A 15,705-nucleotide genomic window follows, 5' to 3' on the forward strand; every position below is an offset into this window, starting at 1 on the left:
CATATTCTATTGGTTCGGTCTGTTTGCCTTCATTGGTAGGGCACAGGCTTTATACATACTTCATGGTAACAGGTTGAATTATGAGTGCGAATAGCGAAGCTCAAGGAAGTGGACGCAGTGTAGACATCTTTAAGTGGATCGTTGTTGCTGTCCTGCTACTGATTGCTATAGTTGGCAACTATTACTTCCGTCAATATAATCTCGCGCTGCGTGCTTTTGCTGTTGTGGCTGTTGTCGCCATTGCAGGTGCTGTCGCTTTGTGGACTACAAAGGGCAAACAAACATTAGCGTTTGCGCGTGAAGCTCGCATTGAAATGCGAAAAGTGATTTGGCCAACTCGCCAAGAAGCATTACAAACGACTTTGATTGTTGCCGCAGTAACGGCTGTTATGTCATTAATACTGTGGGGATTAGATGGTATCCTAGTGCGTTTAGTTTCATTTATTACAAGCCTGAGGTTATTCTAAATGTCAGATTCACCTAAAAAGCGCTGGTATGTCATTCAGGCTTTCTCTGGTTTTGAAGGTCGCGTAGCGCAGTCTTTGCGTGAACATATCAAATTACACGGTATGGAAGACTCTTTCGGCGAAGTCATGGTACCAACAGAAGAAGTTGTTGAGATCCGTAGTGGTCAGCGCCGTAAAAGTGAACGTAAGTTTTTTCCAGGCTATGTATTAGTTCAAATGGTAATGAATGATGACTCATGGCACTTAGTACGTAGCGTACCACGTGTTATGGGGTTCATCGGCGGAACGTCGGATCGCCCAGCACCAATTAGTGATAAAGAAGTCGACGCGATTATGAATCGTCTGCAACAAGTTGGCGATAAACCACGTCCGAAAACATTGTTTGAGCCAGGTGAAATGGTTCGCGTTAGCGATGGTCCATTTGCTGACTTTAATGGTGTTGTCGAAGAAGTGGATTATGAAAAGAGCCGCTTGAAAGTCTCGGTTTCAATCTTTGGCCGTGCGACACCAGTCGAATTGGATTTCAGTCAGGTCGAAAAAGTATAACTTTAACGACAAAAACTGGCTTGCAAAAGGTGTGAAATTTGACTACAATTTCGCGCCTTTTGTTTTTTGCGCCTCGCACACGTGTTTAGTCAGTTGCGAGGGGCGTTAATTAACGGGGAGCCTAATCGCTAGGCGCTATCACCCATCTAGAGGAAATATTCATGGCTAAGAAAGTACAAGCCTACGTTAAGCTGCAAGTTGCAGCTGGTATGGCTAACCCAAGCCCACCGGTTGGTCCAGCACTGGGTCAACAAGGTGTGAACATCATGGAATTCTGTAAAGCGTTCAACGCAAAAACAGACAGCATGGAAAAAGGTTTACCAATTCCTGTTGTTATCACTGTTTATGCAGACCGTTCTTTCACTTTCGTTACGAAAACTCCACCTGCTGCTGTTCTGCTGAAAAAAGCAGCTGGCGTTAAGTCTGGTTCTGGTAAGCCGAACAAAGACAAAGTGGGTAAAGTGACCTCTGCTCAGATTCGCGAAATCGCTGAAACTAAAGCTGCGGACATGACTGGTGCTGACATTGACGCTATGATGCGTTCAATCGAAGGTACTGCTCGTTCCATGGGCCTGGTTGTGGAGGACTAATCAATGGCTAAACTGAATAAGCGCATGCGCAATATCCGTGAAAAAGTTGATGCAACTAAACAGTATGACATCAACGAAGCCGTTGCTCTGCTGAAAGAATTAGCGACTGCTAAATTCGTCGAAAGCGTTGACGTTGCTGTTAACCTTGGCATCGACGCTCGTAAATCTGACCAGAACGTACGTGGTGCAACTGTACTGCCACACGGTACTGGCCGTTCAGTTCGCGTTGCTGTCTTTACTCAAGGCGCAAACGCAGAAGCTGCTAAAGCAGCAGGTGCTGAGCTGGTTGGTATGGACGATCTGGCTGACAAAATCAAAGCTGGCGAAATGGATTTTGACGTTGTTATTGCTTCTCCAGATGCAATGCGCGTTGTTGGCCAATTAGGTCAAATCCTGGGTCCGCGCGGCCTGATGCCAAACCCGAAAGTAGGTACTGTAACACCTAACGTTGCTGAAGCAGTTCAAAACGCTAAAGCGGGTCAGGTTCGTTACCGTAACGACAAGAACGGTATCATCCACACCACTATCGGTAAAGTTGACTTTGATGCTGACAAACTGAAAGAAAACCTAGAAGCACTGCTGATCGCGCTGAAAAAAGCAAAACCAGCTTCTGCTAAAGGTGTGTATATCAAGAAAGTTAGCCTGTCTACTACCATGGGTGCAGGTGTTGCTATTGACCAAGCTGGTCTATCAGCAGCAGTTTAATACTAATACTTTTAGTAATTAAACTTTACCTTTGCGTCAGATTTGTATAAAATCTGACGCCTTGAGTTTATTCGTACTGTTATTAGTATCAATAAACCACAAATTTCGGTATGGAGTCTGGCCTTTCCAGACCCCGTCCAAGACCGCAGGTGTAGCGATACTTAATCTACCTGCGTAGACGGTGACAGAGATACCAAGAATTTTATTCTGGCTTCTGCTCACCGTGTTTTAGCGCTCAACACATGTCGTGTTTGAGTGATGTGAGTCCTCGGGGTTTCCCGGTTAATCCAGGAGCAAGAAGCTAATGGCACTAAATCTTCAAGACAAACAAGCGATTGTTGCTGAAGTCAGCGAAGTAGCCAAAGGCGCGCTTTCTGCAGTTGTTGCTGATTCACGCGGCGTAACTGTAGCAAAAATGACTGAACTGCGTAAAGCAGGTCGCGAAGCTGGCGTTTACATCCGTGTTGTTCGTAACACGCTGATTCGCCGTGCTGTTGAAGGAACTTCTTATGAAGTCCTGAAAGACGCGTTTGTTGGTCCAACCTTGATTGCTTTCTCTAACGAACATCCGGGCGCTGCTGCTCGTCTGTTCAAAGAGTTCGCGAAAGCGAATCCAGCATTTGAGATTAAAGCTGCGGCCTTTGAAGGTGAGTTAATCCAGGCTAAAGATATCGATCGTCTGGCAACACTCCCAACTTACGAAGAAGCAATCGCACGCCTGATGGCAACCATGAAAGAAGCCGCTGCAGGCAAACTGGTTCGCACTCTGGCTGCTCTGCGCGATCAGAAAGAAGCTGCATAAGCCCTTTCCTTCGTTGCTTTTTAACGTATAAACTATTTCTGAATTTTAGGAACACTTGTTATGTCTATCACTAAAGACCAAATCCTTGACGCAGTTGCTGAAATGTCTGTAATGGACGTTGTTGAACTGATCACTATGATGGAAGAAAAATTCGGCGTTTCTGCTGCTGCGGCTGTTGCTGTTGCTCCAGGTGCTGCTGCTGAAGCTGCTGAAGAAAAAACTGAGTTCGACGTTGTTCTGGCTTCTGTTGGCGGTAACAAAGTTGCTGTTATCAAAGCAGTTCGCGGTGCGACCGGTCTGGGTCTGAAAGAAGCTAAAGATATGGTAGAATCTGCGCCAGCAACCATCAAAGAAGGTGCTAGCAAAGACGAAGCTGAAGCTCTGAAAAAATCTCTTGAAGAAGCAGGCGCTTCTGTTGAGCTTAAATAAGTTCAGCTTTCAGTTTGCAGCCTAACTTAAAGGCTGATGGCTGGTGATTTTTTAATCACCAGCCTTTTTGCGCTGTAAAGCGTGATTGGGTGTTAACAGCTTTTTCACGCAATTTTGATGTTAACAAACCCTCCAATACTTCTTTCTATTGACGACTTAATATACTGTGTTCTCAGCTACGACCCGCTCGGGTAGCTCGGTAGTCAGAGTGGCACAATGAAATGATTTAAGAGTAATAGCAATGAGTATTACGGAAAGTGTTCATTTTCCATTTCAAAAAATAGCGTTATCGATGCTGTCCTTATGGACGGACAGAGTGGGTCACTGATCAGCGAGCTGAGGAACCCTATGGTTTACTCCTATACCGAGAAAAAACGTATTCGTAAGGATTTTGGTAAACGTCCACAAGTTTTGGATGTACCTTATCTCCTTTCTATCCAACTTGACTCGTTCCAGAAGTTTATCGAGCAAGATCCTGATGGTCAGAACGGGCTGGAAGCAGCTTTCCGTTCTGTGTTTCCTATTCAGAGCTACAGCGGTAATGCTGAACTGCAATACGTCAGCTATCGTCTGGGTGAGCCTGTATTTGATGTTAAAGAATGTCAAATTCGTGGCGTCACATACTCTGCACCACTGCGTGTTAAGCTGCGCCTCATTGTTTATGAGCGTGAAGCACCAGAAGGCACCGTAAAAGACATCAAAGAGCAAGAAGTCTACATGGGTGAAATTCCACTCATGACTGAAAACGGAACCTTTGTTATCAACGGTACTGAGCGTGTTATCGTTTCTCAGTTACACCGTAGTCCTGGTGTCTTCTTCGACAGCGATAAAGGGAAAACACACTCTTCAGGTAAAGTCCTGTATAACGCGCGTATTATCCCTTACCGTGGTTCATGGCTTGATTTCGAATTCGATCCGAAAGATAACCTGTTTGTACGTATCGACCGTCGCCGTAAATTACCTGCGACCATTATTCTACGTGCAATGGATTACAGCACTGAAGACATCTTGAATTTGTTCTTCGAGAAAACTGTTTTCCAAATCCGCGATAACAAACTGATGATGACGCTAGTTCCTGAGCGTCTGCGTGGTGAGACCGCTTCTTTTGATATTGAAGCAAACGGCAAAGTGTATGTTGAAAAAGGCCGTCGTATCACTGCTCGTCATATCCGCTTACTAGAAAAAGAAGAAGTCAACAGCATCGAAGTGCCTGTTGAGTACATCGCTGGTAAAGTGGTCGCAAGAGATTACATTGATGAAAGTACAGGTGAGCTGATTTGCGCAGCTAACATGGAACTTTCATTGGATATGTTGGCACGTCTGAGCCAAGCGGGTCATAAAACAATTGAAACATTGTTTACCAACGACTTAGACCACGGTGCTTACATTTCTGAAACGCTGCGTGTCGATCCAACGAATGACCGCCTGAGCGCGTTGGTAGAAATCTACCGTATGATGCGTCCTGGTGAGCCACCAACACGTGAAGCTGCTGAGAACTTGTTCGATAACCTGTTCTTCTCAGAAGATCGTTATGATCTATCAGCTGTTGGTCGCATGAAGTTTAACCGTTCACTGGGCCGCGATGAAATCGAAGGTTCTGGTATCCTGAGTGAAGAAGACATCATTGATGTTATGCGTAAACTCATCGATATCCGTAACGGTAAAGGCGAAGTCGATGATATTGACCACTTAGGTAACCGTCGTATTCGTTCTGTTGGTGAGATGGCAGAAAACCAATTCCGTGTTGGTCTGGTCCGTGTTGAGCGTGCAGTGAAAGAGCGTCTTTCTCTGGGTGACCTTGATGCATTAGTACCACAAGATATGATCAACGCGAAGCCAATTTCTGCGGCAGTGAAAGAGTTCTTTGGTTCCAGCCAGCTTTCTCAGTTTATGGACCAAAACAACCCACTGTCTGAAATTACGCACAAACGTCGTATCTCAGCGTTGGGCCCAGGTGGTCTGACTCGTGAGCGTGCGGGCTTTGAGGTACGTGACGTACACCCAACTCACTATGGTCGTGTTTGTCCAATTGAAACCCCTGAAGGTCCGAACATCGGTCTGATCAACTCCTTGTCTGTGTATGCTCAGACAAACGAGTACGGTTTCCTTGAAACACCTTATCGCTTAGTGCGTGATGGCCTTGTTACTGACGAAATTCATTACTTGTCTGCCATTGAAGAAGGTAACTTCATCATCGCTCAGGCAAACACCGTATTAGCGGAAGATGGTAGCTTTGTTGAAGAGCTGATCACTTGCCGTAACCATGGTGAATCAAGCTTGTTCAGCCGTGATCAAGTTGAATATATGGACGTTTCGACTCAGCAGGTCGTTTCTGTTGGTGCGTCACTGATTCCATTCCTTGAACACGATGATGCTAACCGTGCATTGATGGGTGCAAACATGCAACGTCAGGCGGTTCCAACTTTACGTGCTGATAAACCTTTAGTCGGTACAGGTATGGAACGTGCAGTAGCGGTTGACTCAGGGGTAACGGCTGTTGCGAAACGTGGCGGTACTGTTCAGTACGTTGATGCTTCTCGTATCGTTATTAAAGTTAATGAAGATGAGATGTATCCAGGTGAAGCTGGTATCGATATCTATAACCTGACTAAATATACCCGTTCTAACCAGAACACCTGTATTAGCCAGATGCCTTGTGTATCTTTAGGTGAGCCAGTTGAACGTGGTGACGTGTTAGCTGATGGTCCTTCAACTGACCTCGGTGAATTGGCTCTTGGCCAAAACATGCGCGTGGCATTTATGCCATGGAATGGTTATAACTTCGAAGACTCCATCCTTGTCTCTGAGCGTGTTGTTCAAGAAGACCGTTTCACAACAATTCATATTCAGGAACTCTCTTGTGTGTCTCGTGACACAAAACTGGGGCCTGAAGAAATTACGGCTGATATTCCTAACGTTGGTGAAGCTGCACTTTCTAAACTCGATGAGTCTGGGATTGTGTATATCGGCGCTGAAGTTAAAGGTGGCGATATCCTAGTTGGTAAAGTGACACCGAAAGGTGAAACCCAACTGACACCAGAAGAGAAACTGCTGCGCGCTATCTTTGGTGAGAAAGCATCTGACGTTAAAGACTCTTCTCTGCGTGTACCTAACGGTGTTTCCGGTACCGTCATTGACGTACAAGTCTTCACCCGTGATGGTGTAGAAAAAGACAAACGTGCGCTAGAGATTGAAGAAACTCAGTTACGTGAAGCGAAGAAAGACTTAACGGAAGAGTTACGTATTTTCGAAGCAGGTTTGTTTGCGCGTATCCGTTCTGTGCTGGTTAACGGCGGTATTGAAGCTGAGAAACTGGACAAATTGCCTCGCGATCGTTGGTTAGAGCTTTCTCTGGCTGATGAAGAGAAGCAAAATCAGTTAGAACAATTAGCTGAGCAGTACGATGAACTGAAATCTGAGTTCGAGAAGAAACTGGATGCTAAACGCCGTAAGATCACTCAAGGTGATGACTTGGCACCAGGCGTACTGAAAATTGTTAAGGTTTATCTGGCCGTTAAACGTCAGATCCAACCGGGTGATAAAATGGCGGGTCGCCATGGTAACAAAGGTGTTATCTCAAAAATCAACCCAGTTGAAGATATGCCTTACGATGAAAACGGTAACCCTGTAGACATCGTTCTGAACCCGCTGGGCGTACCATCGCGTATGAACATCGGTCAGATTCTGGAAACCCACTTGGGTATGGCTGCGAAAGGTATTGGTGATAAAATTAATGCTATGCTTAAACAGCAGCAAGATGTCGCCAAACTGCGTGAGTTCATCCAGAAAGCCTACGATCTTGGTGATGACCCTCGCCAGAAAGTAGATTTGAATACTTTCTCTGACGAAGAAGTTATGCGTCTGGCTGAAAACCTGAAAAAAGGTATGCCAATCGCAACACCAGTGTTCGATGGTGCAAAAGAGATTGAAATTAAAGAACTATTGAAATTGGGTGGTCTGCCAACTTCAGGTCAGATTACATTGTTCGACGGCCGTACAGGTGAGAAGTTTGAGCGTCAGGTAACGGTTGGTTACATGTATATGCTGAAACTGAACCACTTGGTTGACGATAAAATGCACGCCCGTTCTACTGGTTCTTACAGCTTGGTTACTCAGCAACCGTTGGGTGGTAAAGCTCAGTTCGGTGGTCAGCGTTTCGGGGAGATGGAAGTGTGGGCACTGGAAGCATATGGTGCAGCCTATACACTCCAAGAGATGCTAACGGTTAAGTCGGATGACGTTAACGGCCGTACGAAGATGTATAAAAACATCGTCGATGGCAACCATCAGATGGAACCTGGCATGCCGGAGTCCTTCAACGTATTGTTGAAAGAAATCCGTTCACTGGGTATCAACATCGAACTGGAAGACGAGTAATTCGTTTGTACCGGAAGGCTAGGTTTAGCCTTCCGGCCAGTATAAGTACTGGGATTAGGGGAGAGAGGCAGGGGCCTCTCACCTGACAGGTCTAACTCCGACAGGAGCCATTTTGTGAAAGACTTAATTAAGTTTCTGAAAGCGCAAACCAAGACCGAAGAGTTTGATGCGATCAAAATTGCTCTGGCATCGCCTGATATGATCCGTTCATGGTCATTCGGTGAAGTGAAAAAGCCAGAAACCATTAACTACCGTACGTTCAAGCCTGAGCGTGACGGCCTTTTCTGTGCGCGTATTTTCGGGCCAGTAAAAGACTACGAATGTCTGTGCGGTAAGTACAAACGTTTAAAACACCGTGGTGTGATTTGTGAGAAATGTGGCGTTGAAGTCACCCAGACTAAAGTTCGTCGTGAGCGCATGGGTCATATTGAACTTGCTTCTCCGACAGCTCATATCTGGTTCTTAAAATCATTGCCATCCCGTATCGGTTTGCTACTTGATATGCCTTTGCGTGATATCGAGCGTGTTCTGTACTTTGAATCCTACGTGGTTGTTGAAGGTGGTATGACTAGCCTTGAACGCTCACAGATTCTGACAGAAGAGCAATACTTAGATGCGCTGGAAGAGTTCGGTGACGAATTTGACGCGAAAATGGGTGCGGAAGCAATCCAAGGTCTGCTGAAAAACCTCGATCTTGAGAACGAGTGTGAAACGTTACGTGAAGAGTTGAACGAAACGAACTCTGAAACTAAACGTAAGAAGCTGACTAAGCGTATTAAACTGTTAGAAGCATTTATTCAGTCTGGTAACAAACCAGAATGGATGATCTTGAATGTTCTGCCAGTTCTACCACCTGATCTGCGTCCATTAGTTCCACTCGACGGTGGCCGTTTTGCAACATCGGATCTGAACGATCTTTACCGTCGTGTGATCAACCGTAACAACCGTCTGAAACGTCTTCTGGATCTGGCTGCGCCAGACATCATCGTACGTAACGAAAAACGTATGTTACAAGAAGCGGTCGATGCTCTGTTAGATAACGGTCGTCGCGGTCGTGCAATTACCGGTTCTAATAAACGTCCTCTGAAATCTTTGGCTGATATGATCAAAGGTAAACAAGGTCGTTTCCGTCAGAACTTGCTTGGTAAGCGTGTTGACTACTCAGGTCGTTCGGTTATCACTGTCGGTCCATACCTGCGTCTGCATCAGTGTGGTCTGCCTAAGAAAATGGCTCTTGAGTTATTCAAACCATTCATCTATGGCAAATTAGAACTCCGTGGTCTGGCAACAACCATCAAAGCTGCGAAGAAAATGGTTGAGCGTGAAGAAGCGGTAGTATGGGATATCTTGGATGAAGTTATCCGTGAACACCCAGTTATGCTGAACCGTGCGCCAACACTTCACCGTTTGGGTATCCAAGCCTTTGAACCTATTTTGATCGAAGGTAAAGCGATCCAGTTGCACCCTCTGGTGTGTGCGGCATATAACGCCGACTTCGATGGTGACCAAATGGCGGTACACGTTCCTCTAACTCTGGAAGCTCAGTTAGAAGCGCGTGCGTTGATGATGTCAACCAACAACATCCTGTCACCAGCGAGTGGTGAGCCTATCATCGTTCCTTCACAGGACGTTGTATTGGGTCTCTATTACATGACTCGTGACTGTGTAAACGCGAAAGGCGAAGGGATGGTTCTGGCAGGCCCTAAAGAAGCTGAGCGTGTTTACCGTTCTGGCCATGCTTCACTGCATGCCCGTGTTAAAGTCCGTATCACTGAAGAAGTGAAAGACGGTGAAGGTAACATTACGATTAACACCAGTATGGTTGATACTACTGTTGGTCGTGCAATTCTGTGGATGATCGTGCCGAAAGGTCTGCCTTACTCGCTGGTTAACCAAGCGTTAGGTAAAAAAGCGATCTCTAAAATGCTGAACACTTGTTACCGTGTTCTGGGTCTGAAACCTACGGTTATTTTTGCTGACCAAATCATGTATACCGGTTTTGCCTATGCGGCACGTTCTGGTGCATCGGTTGGTATCGACGATATGGTTATTCCTGAGAAAAAAGCAGGGATCATCGCCGAAGCCGAAGCAGAAGTTGCAGAAATTCAGGAACAGTTCCAGTCTGGTCTGGTGACAGCAGGCGAACGTTACAACAAAGTTATCGATATCTGGGCTGCGGCTAACGAACGTGTTGCTAAAGCGATGATGGAAAACCTGTCTACTGAAACGGTGATTAACCGCGACGGTGAAGAAGAACAGCAGGTTTCTTTCAACAGTATCTTTATGATGGCCGACTCCGGTGCTCGTGGTTCTGCTGCTCAGATTCGTCAGCTAGCCGGTATGCGTGGTCTGATGGCTAAGCCAGATGGCTCAATCATCGAAACACCAATCACGGCAAACTTCCGTGAAGGTCTGAACGTTCTCCAGTACTTTATTTCTACGCACGGTGCTCGTAAAGGTCTTGCGGATACGGCATTGAAAACAGCGAACTCCGGTTATCTGACTCGTCGTCTCGTTGACGTTGCTCAGGACTTGGTGGTGACTGAAGACGACTGTGGTACACACGAAGGTATCTTGATGACTCCGGTTATTGAGGGTGGTGATGTTAAAGAACCACTGCGTGAGCGTGTATTGGGTCGTGTGACGGCAGAAGATATTCTGATCCCAGGTACTGCGGACATTCTGGTTCCACGTAATACGTTGCTACACGAAAAATGGTGTGACCTGTTAGAAGAAAATTCTGTCGACAGCGTTAAAGTCCGTTCAGTCGTTAGCTGTGAAACTGACTTCGGTGTGTGTGCTCACTGTTATGGTCGTGACCTTGCTCGTGGTCATATCATCAACAAAGGTGAAGCTATCGGGGTTATCGCGGCACAGTCAATCGGTGAACCAGGTACACAGTTGACGATGCGTACGTTCCACATCGGTGGTGCGGCATCTCGTGCGGCAGCAGAATCTAGCATCCAAGTTCGTAACCCAGGTACACTAAAACTGGTTAACGCGAAATTTGTGACTAACTCAGAAGGCAAACTGGTTATTACTTCACGTAATACCGAATTGCGCCTGATTGATGAGTTCGGTCGTACTAAAGAGAGCTATAAAGTACCTTACGGTGCGCACCTGACTAAAGGCGATGGCGCGGCAGTTACTGGCGGTGAAACCGTTGCTAACTGGGATCCACATACCATGCCAGTTGTCAGTGAAGTATCCGGTATTATTCGCTTCTCAGACATGCTTGATGGCCAAACAATGACGCGTCAGACGGATGAATTAACCGGTCTGTCTTCAATCGTTGTTCTGGATACAGCAGAGCGTACGAGTGGTGGTAAAGATTTACGTCCAGCACTTCGTGTTGTTGATGCGAATGGTAACGATGTTCTGATCCCTAACACCGACATGCCTGCTCAGTATTTCTTACCAGGTAAGGCAATTGTTCAGTTAGATGATGGCATCGCTATCAACGTCGGTGATACCTTAGCACGTATTCCACAAGAATCTGTGGGAACTAAAGATATCACGGGTGGTCTACCTCGCGTTGCTGACCTGTTTGAAGCGCGTCGTCCGAAAGAGCCAGCTATTTTGGCTGAGATCAGCGGTATTGTTTCCTTCGGTAAAGAGACCAAAGGTAAACGTCGTCTGGTGATTACACCGATGGATGGTTCTGATCCGTATGAAGAGATGATCCCTAAATGGCGTCAGCTCAACGTATTTGAAGGTGAGATCGTTGAACGCGGTGATGTAATTTCTGATGGCCCTGAGTCGCCACATGATATCTTGCGTCTGCGTGGTGTACATGCAGTGACACGTTATATCACTAACGAAGTTCAGGAAGTTTACCGTTTACAAGGCGTTAAGATTAACGATAAACACATTGAAGTTATCGTTCGTCAGATGCTGCGTAAGGTGACTATTGCTGATGCGGGAAGCTCTGAGTTCCTTGAAGGCGAGCAGGTCGAGTACTCACGTGTTAAAGTTTCTAACCGTAAACTTGAGCTGGATGGTAAAATCCCAGCTAAGTTCGATCGCGACCTATTGGGTATCACGAAGGCATCTCTGGCAACAGAATCCTTCATCTCAGCAGCATCGTTCCAAGAAACAACACGCGTACTGACAGAAGCAGCCGTTGCAGGTAAACGCGACGAACTGCGTGGTCTGAAAGAAAACGTTATTGTGGGTCGTTTGATCCCAGCAGGTACTGGTTTTGCGTATCACCAAGACCGTATCCGTCGTCGTCATCTGAACGATGTTGTGGAAGCTCCACAAGTTAGTGCGGATGAAGCAACGGCTAACTTGGCTGAACTGTTAAATGCAGGATTCAGCAGCGATAACAATTAAGACGTATTCGTCAGATTGGAACACAATGATAAAACCGGCGCTGTAATAGCGCCGGTTTTTTTTTATTTAAACGTGTGTTCAAGCAAAAGCCATTCAGCCTGAACTTTGCTTTACAGTGATAACAAATGGTATGTGAGTATGCGTGACTTCACACAGGTATTCAGTGGATCATGAAATTAGCCTGTTGCTTTTATTATTTTAAAAAGTCGCTGATTTCAGTGATGAGAAAAATGGGGAATTTATTTCCCCATTTGAGTGATATCACCGCGATGTAAAAATGGGCTAATAGAATACGCCAATGATCGTGCAATGAATCACAAAACCGACCATGAGTGGGATGGCGGTACGCTTAACCACATCAAAAGGTTGTAATTTAGCGCCACTGGAAACGGCAATGATCACGCCAGCAACAGGTGACATACCACGCCCCATATGAGAAGCCTGCTGCATAGGTAAGATCATGGCGATCGGGTTAGCCCCCATACTGTGTGCGATCTGTGGGATCAATTCGACAAAAGCTAAGAATGGCGCATTACCTGAACCCATGATCACAGCAGCAGCTAGAGTGACCAATGCAAATACGAGTGCCATTGCAAAGGGGGGTAAACCAACGGATTCCGCCATTAAGATCAACTGGTCAATGGCACCGCTGACTTTAATCCCATGTGCGAAAACGCCCGCTGCAACGAGTAGCCCAACAACGTGACTAAAAGCCTGCCCCATTCCATTCAAGAAGTGCTGGAAGCCATTACATACCGTTTTGAAATTACGAATACGTAATGTTTCGATAAGCATACAGATAGCCATTGCAATCAATACGATGGTGACAACATCAAGGTGTATGCCTTCAAAAAAGAGGTTTGAAGAACCTACCGCCATGATAATGGGCAACATAGGAAGAATGGCATAGTAGCCAGGAATATTTTTGCTTGTCGGTTCTTTTTCATGAGATTGAACGGCTTTACCAATCTCAGGGATAAAGCCTGCTTTGCGATCGCAGTGACGTTGCCAGAAGATATGTGTAATACCAACCGCTAAGACGGTAACTAATGCAGCAGGTCCTTGATAATACAATACATATTCAACAACTGACATATCAACCGCTTTGGCGCCACGGATAGCATCGATAGCGGTTGGGGTATAAGCAACGCCTAATGAGGTGGCAATGACCCCCGCAGCTGATGCTGGCGATAAGCCCAATCCAATCATGATAGGAAACATGGTTCCCATCAATAACACGGCTAAACCTGTTGCTGACGGGATCGCGAGTTGCAAAATACTGGCCAGTAAAAATGAAAAAAACAGCAGAACATAGGGAGAACGCATATTTTTTAATGGCTTAGTTGCAACACGCACGACGGCTTCGTTAGCACCAATATGATCCATGTAATGAGCGAAACCCATTAGTGCCATGATCATTAAACCGAGATCGGCAGCACGACTACTGAAGAGATCACGCATAACCTCAAAGGGATCGAGCCATGTTAAACCAGTAGACGCGACATTTTTGGGCAAGATAGGACCCCAACCTAAGGCGAGGGTCATAATCATTAACGCTAAACCGGCAATAAATAATACAGGTTCAGCCTTATAACCCTTCAGAATGAAACGTGCTACCAAAATAACGATAATAAGAACCGTTAGAATTGGGATCATGCTTTTGCTCCTGATTTGAAGCGTTCAGCAGTGATTTGAACGACTTGTTTTAGCACATCACTTGCAGCGTATAATGATTTAATTGGAAGATATTCATAAATAGAATGGAAATTATGAGCACCAGTAAAAATATTTGGGCAAGGTAAGCCATTTTGCGATAGTGCTGCACCATCGTAGCAACCACGCATTGGGATCACTTTTGGGGGAATACCACAAGCGTGATAAGCCTCTACAGCGATGTCGATAGGGTAACGATTTTCACCTTGTAAGCTGTTATAAACGTTAGAATAACGGTCTGCTAGGGTACAAGTGACGCTCTCTTTGCCCCATAAGTCTTCACAGTGTGCGGCTAATTTTTTCAAAAATGCCATGCGCGCGCGATAACCATCTTCTGTGAAATCACGTACATCCATTTTGAGTACGGTACGAGCGCTATTACCTGATAACTGTTTTACCCAATAGTAACCTTCACGATCCGCAGTGTATTCAGGAGCTTCACCGCCCGGTAGCATGGCGATAAATTTATGGGCCATTAATAATGAGTTAATGAGTTTGCCTTTGGCGGACATTGGGTGGGCGGATTTACCTGTAAAGACGATTTCAACGTCACCCGCATTCCAGTTTTCATACACTAATTCACCAATACCACAGCAATCAAGGGTATAGGCAAAGTCTGCCCCAAATTCTTGTACATCAAAGGCTTTTGCGCCACGCAAACCTTGCTCTTCATCGGGAACAAAGCCGACTTTAATGGTGCCATGTTTAATTTGAGGGTTCTGTTTGAAGTATTGCAGCATATCCATAATAGAGGCTATGGCTGCTTTGTCATCGGCACCCAATAGACTCGTGCCGTCCGTGACAATAATATCATCACCTAGATAGTTAGCGAGTTCAGGGAACTCACTTTGACGAAGATAGATATTTAGCTGTTTATTTAAGCACAGGTCTTCACCGTTATAGTGCAGGATTTGTGCTTTAGTATCATTAGTTTGTTCAGCACTCGTATCAAGATGACCAAAGAAAGCAACGGTAGGGACGTCATAATCTAAATTTGAGGGCAAGGTTGCAGTGACAATGGCGGTATCACGTAGTTTAATCTCTTCAAGACCTAATGCTTCCAGCTCTTGAACGAGTTTTTTGGCTAAAACGCGCTGACCTTCAGAAGAGGGCATAATACCCGCAGCGCCATTTTCCCTATTGGTGGTGGTATTAATTTGGGTATAAGAAATAAACCGATCAACAATATTCATTATATTCATTCTCCAACATCACTATGATGAATGTTTTCTTTTATGATTGTGGTTATAAATGTCGTTTCCATATTTATCACAATCTTTTTTATCATGAATAATGAAAGAACCAATATCTGACCAGTGAATTTTTTTTCAAAATGCCAACGAGTGTAGAAAAATGATAATTAGTAGAGGACATTATTCGATTAATAGATTAAGATGCTAGGCTTTAAGTTTATTAGTGATTTTAATCTAATATTTTTGTTGAGAAATAGATAGCCTTTCATTTGTATTGCCTTTTTGTCTATTGGTAGTTAATGATATCAAAATAAACTCATAATTTAGTTTAAATTTTTAAATAAATTTAATGGGTTAATTTTATTTAATTCTAAAACAGAGAGTTAACTTGATGCAGTGCTAGTTTTAACTAAAACTCAGGTGTTTAATTTCTATTAACATATTGATTTGAAATGTCTTTTGTTTTTGCCGAGGCGTGTTTTATTCAATTATTTTTGATTGTTTTTGCTTTTGTTAAATTAATTGAGAGGGACGTCTATAGACAATGT

Annotated in this window: 10 protein-coding genes; 8 read left to right on the plus strand and 2 right to left on the minus strand. The window is 45.0% G+C overall.

Annotated features, from left to right (window positions below; translation table 11 throughout):
• Window positions 1-80: 80 nt before the first annotated feature.
• From secE to rpoC, 8 genes are all read left to right on the plus strand, one after another.
• Window positions 81-467 carry a preprotein translocase subunit SecE gene (gene secE / locus G3341_RS01680; protein ID WP_163860561.1) on the plus strand — a complete coding sequence of 129 codons (387 nt, stop codon included), beginning with the start codon at window positions 81-83 and terminating at the stop codon, window positions 465-467.
• Window positions 468-1,013: a transcription termination/antitermination protein NusG gene (gene nusG / locus G3341_RS01685; RefSeq protein WP_154624920.1), complete on the plus strand. Its 546-nt coding sequence runs from the start codon at window positions 468-470 to the stop codon at window positions 1,011-1,013.
• A 161-nt stretch (window positions 1,014-1,174) separates the two neighbouring features.
• Window positions 1,175-1,603 (plus strand): 50S ribosomal protein L11, encoded by a 429-nt coding sequence (rplK, locus tag G3341_RS01690; RefSeq protein WP_154624919.1) that lies wholly within the window; start codon window positions 1,175-1,177, stop codon window positions 1,601-1,603.
• A gap of 3 nt (window positions 1,604-1,606) precedes the next feature.
• Entirely contained in the window at window positions 1,607-2,308 is a 702-nt protein-coding gene (gene rplA / locus G3341_RS01695; RefSeq protein WP_154624918.1) for a 50S ribosomal protein L1, read from the plus strand.
• Window positions 2,309-2,612: 304 nt separating this feature from the next.
• Window positions 2,613-3,110 carry a 50S ribosomal protein L10 gene (gene rplJ / locus G3341_RS01700; protein WP_004924776.1) on the plus strand — a complete coding sequence of 166 codons (498 nt, stop codon included), beginning with the start codon at window positions 2,613-2,615 and terminating at the stop codon, window positions 3,108-3,110.
• Between the two features lie 60 nt (window positions 3,111-3,170).
• Complete coding sequence (gene rplL, locus G3341_RS01705; protein WP_004924778.1) at window positions 3,171-3,539, plus strand: 50S ribosomal protein L7/L12; 369 nt, start codon at window positions 3,171-3,173, stop codon at window positions 3,537-3,539.
• A gap of 348 nt (window positions 3,540-3,887) precedes the next feature.
• Window positions 3,888-7,916, plus strand: a complete 4,029-nt coding sequence (gene rpoB / locus G3341_RS01710) for a DNA-directed RNA polymerase subunit beta (RefSeq protein WP_154624917.1) — start codon at window positions 3,888-3,890, stop codon at window positions 7,914-7,916.
• A gap of 114 nt (window positions 7,917-8,030) precedes the next feature.
• A complete protein-coding gene (gene rpoC / locus G3341_RS01715) occupies window positions 8,031-12,251 on the plus strand; it encodes a DNA-directed RNA polymerase subunit beta' (RefSeq protein ID WP_163860562.1) in 4,221 nt (1,406 codons plus the stop codon).
• Between the two features lie 282 nt (window positions 12,252-12,533).
• Here the strand turns inward: rpoC and dcuC are convergent, their stop codons facing one another.
• On the minus strand, window positions 12,534-13,907 hold the full coding sequence (gene dcuC / locus G3341_RS01720; protein ID WP_154624916.1) for a C4-dicarboxylate transporter DcuC: 1,374 nt from the start codon (window positions 13,905-13,907) through the stop codon (window positions 12,534-12,536).
• Window positions 13,904-15,157: a peptidase T gene (pepT, locus tag G3341_RS01725; protein WP_163860563.1), complete on the minus strand. Its 1,254-nt coding sequence runs from the start codon at window positions 15,155-15,157 to the stop codon at window positions 13,904-13,906. Before pepT ends, dcuC begins: the two co-directional genes overlap by 4 nt.
• Between the last annotated feature and the right edge of the window lie 548 nt (window positions 15,158-15,705).

Origin of the sequence: Providencia vermicola (assembly GCF_010748935.1) — a bacterium.
Classification (GTDB): domain Bacteria; phylum Pseudomonadota; class Gammaproteobacteria; order Enterobacterales; family Enterobacteriaceae; genus Providencia; species Providencia zhejiangensis.

Excerpts from the sequence above, each read along its gene's own strand:
- rplL (WP_004924778.1), top strand. The coding sequence starts at position 3,171 with ATGTCTATCACTAAAGACCAAATCCTTGACGCAGTTGCTGAAATGTCT.
- rplJ (WP_004924776.1), top strand. The coding sequence starts at position 2,613 with ATGGCACTAAATCTTCAAGACAAACAAGCGATTGTTGCTGAAGTCAGC.
- dcuC (WP_154624916.1), bottom strand. The coding sequence starts at position 13,907 with ATGATCCCAATTCTAACGGTTCTTATTATCGTTATTTTGGTAGCACGT.
- pepT (WP_163860563.1), bottom strand. The coding sequence starts at position 15,157 with ATGAATATTGTTGATCGGTTTATTTCTTATACCCAAATTAATACCACC.
- nusG (WP_154624920.1), top strand. The coding sequence starts at position 468 with ATGTCAGATTCACCTAAAAAGCGCTGGTATGTCATTCAGGCTTTCTCT.
- rplA (WP_154624918.1), top strand. The coding sequence starts at position 1,607 with ATGGCTAAACTGAATAAGCGCATGCGCAATATCCGTGAAAAAGTTGAT.
- secE (WP_163860561.1), top strand. The coding sequence starts at position 81 with ATGAGTGCGAATAGCGAAGCTCAAGGAAGTGGACGCAGTGTAGACATC.
- rplK (WP_154624919.1), top strand. The coding sequence starts at position 1,175 with ATGGCTAAGAAAGTACAAGCCTACGTTAAGCTGCAAGTTGCAGCTGGT.
- rpoB (WP_154624917.1), top strand. The coding sequence starts at position 3,888 with ATGGTTTACTCCTATACCGAGAAAAAACGTATTCGTAAGGATTTTGGT.